Consider the following 2089-nt stretch of genomic DNA (forward strand, 5'->3'; position numbering starts at 1 on the left):
TCGTTTTAGCAGTCTTAGTCTTCGCCTTCTCCCGTGACTTCCGCTTAGCAATCACGGTACTGGTTCTCGGTTGCCCAGGTGCCTTAGTTATCGGCGCCCCAGTGTCAAACGTTGCCGGAATCGGGAATGGTGCCAAGCGTGGTATCCTGATCAAGGGTGGTGAAGTCGTCGATACTTTTGCCAAAGTCGATACCCTGGTCTTCGATAAGACCGGTACTTTAACGGAAGGTAACACTGCCGTTACAACCATGCACACTTACACAAACAGTGCGGATAATCAACTAGCTCTCGCTGCCGCTATTGAGGGCGTTTCCGACCATCCGTTAGGCCAAGCAATCGTCAGTTATGCCGACCAGCAGTCAGTGGGGGTCGCTCCCGTCCTAGATGACACTGGAACCGTTAAGGGGCAAGGAATCTGTGCACAAGTCGGTAAGCAAGAAGTTGTCATTGGTAATCAAAAAATGTTGACGGCTCATAATATCAAACTAAATCCTACTCAACTCAAAGATCTCAATGATTTACAAGCTGGTGGTCAATCAACCGTTATCATGGCAGTCGACGGACAAGTTCAACTCATCTTCGGGATTGCCGATACGATTCGTCCAGGCGTGAAGGACTCCCTCGCCGCATTAAAAGCCCAAGGAATCAAGAAACTCGTTATGTTAACTGGAGACAATGAACTCACCGCTCAAGCCGTTGCCAACGAATTGAACCTAGATGAAGTTCACGCCAACCTCTTGCCAGAAGGAAAAGTCGAATACGTTAAGAAACTAAAAGCAGCCGGTAACACGGTCGCCTTTATTGGGGATGGCATCAACGACAGTCCTTCAATCGCTAACGCCGATATCGGAATCGCAATGGGTAGTGGGACTGACGTTGCCATCGATACATCCGATGTCGTCTTGATGCAATCAAGCTTCCCCGCATTAGTACACGCCCACGGTCTCGCCAAGAAAACTGTCTCGAACACTCGTGAAAACATCTTCATCGCCATTGCCACCGTGGCCTTCCTACTGATTGGGCTAATCTTCGGTTATATCTACATGGCCAGTGGGATGTTTGTCCATGAAGCTAGTATCTTAGTCGTTATCTTCAACGCTATGCGGTTAATCAATTTCCAAACCAAGTTCGACAAACAACAACCAACTAAAACCATTCAAGCAGCCACATCTTAATCAAGTCTCCTCAACTTGGTTACAGGCCTAGCAACCAATAACGGTCCGCCGACTAGTCTTCCCCAGCTAGTCGGCGGACCGTTTTAGCATAATGCAATCAAAAATGATAGACCAATAATAATTTCATAAATACGCTCGGTTAATTAATTGCGATTGCAAACCAAAAAAGATCTTATAAATCCAAATTCCAATAACGGCACCAACAATTGGGGCAACCACGGGAACCCAACTATATTCCCAGTGAGAACTACCCTTGTTCGGTACTGGTAATAACGCGTGTACTAGCCGTGGTCCCAAGTCACGGGCCGGATTTAGGGCCGGACCGGTTGGACCGCCTAACGAAATAACCATGGCAGCAATCAAAAGTCCAACGCCAATATTGGCGATATCGATATTTTGATGAAAAAACATTCCGCGATATAATCCCATGGCACCAAAAATCAGGACTGCGGTTCCTACCATTTCCGTAACAAAACCGTTTAACTGACTGTTCGCATGATCACTAGTTGCAAACGTCCCTAAGACCGCCTCATTATCAGTCGTTTGCCGATAATGGGGCCAGTACAGTGCCAAAATCAAGCATTGGCCTGCGATTGCTCCTAGAAATTGCCAGATCCAGATTAAGTAAGGCGCAACGTGCGCCCAGGGAAAGATTCCAATCACGGCTTGCCCAATCGTAATCGCGGGGTTTAAATGGTTACCAGAAATCGAGCCAAACATCATGGCTGGGAGCATGACCCCCAGTCCATATCCCGATGCAACCAGGAGCCATCCTCCATTGGCGAGTCCTGGATCATCGTTGCCAGTCGTGTTCTTCAGGAATGCGTTAGCGACAGCACCATTACCTAGTAGTACTAGGATCAGCGTGCCAAAAAATTCAGCGGCGTAGCGTGCTTCCCATGAACCTGTCATCT

2 protein-coding genes are annotated in these 2089 nt (G+C 47.9%); one reads left to right on the forward strand and one right to left on the reverse strand.

Features of this window, described 5'->3' with window-relative positions; translation table 11 throughout:
* A partial coding sequence (locus tag FC65_RS10320; protein WP_156408630.1) for a heavy metal translocating P-type ATPase occupies positions 1–1175 on the forward strand: 1175 nt, incomplete at its 5' end.
* 123 nt (positions 1176–1298) lie between these two features.
* Here the strand turns inward: FC65_RS10320 and FC65_RS10325 are convergent.
* Complete coding sequence (locus FC65_RS10325; RefSeq protein ID WP_056972633.1) at positions 1299–2087, reverse strand: MIP/aquaporin family protein; 789 nt, start codon at positions 2085–2087, stop codon at positions 1299–1301.
* Positions 2088–2089 lie beyond the last annotated feature (2 nt).

Source organism: Ligilactobacillus acidipiscis DSM 15836, assembly GCF_001435755.1.
GTDB lineage: Bacteria > Bacillota > Bacilli > Lactobacillales > Lactobacillaceae > Ligilactobacillus > Ligilactobacillus acidipiscis.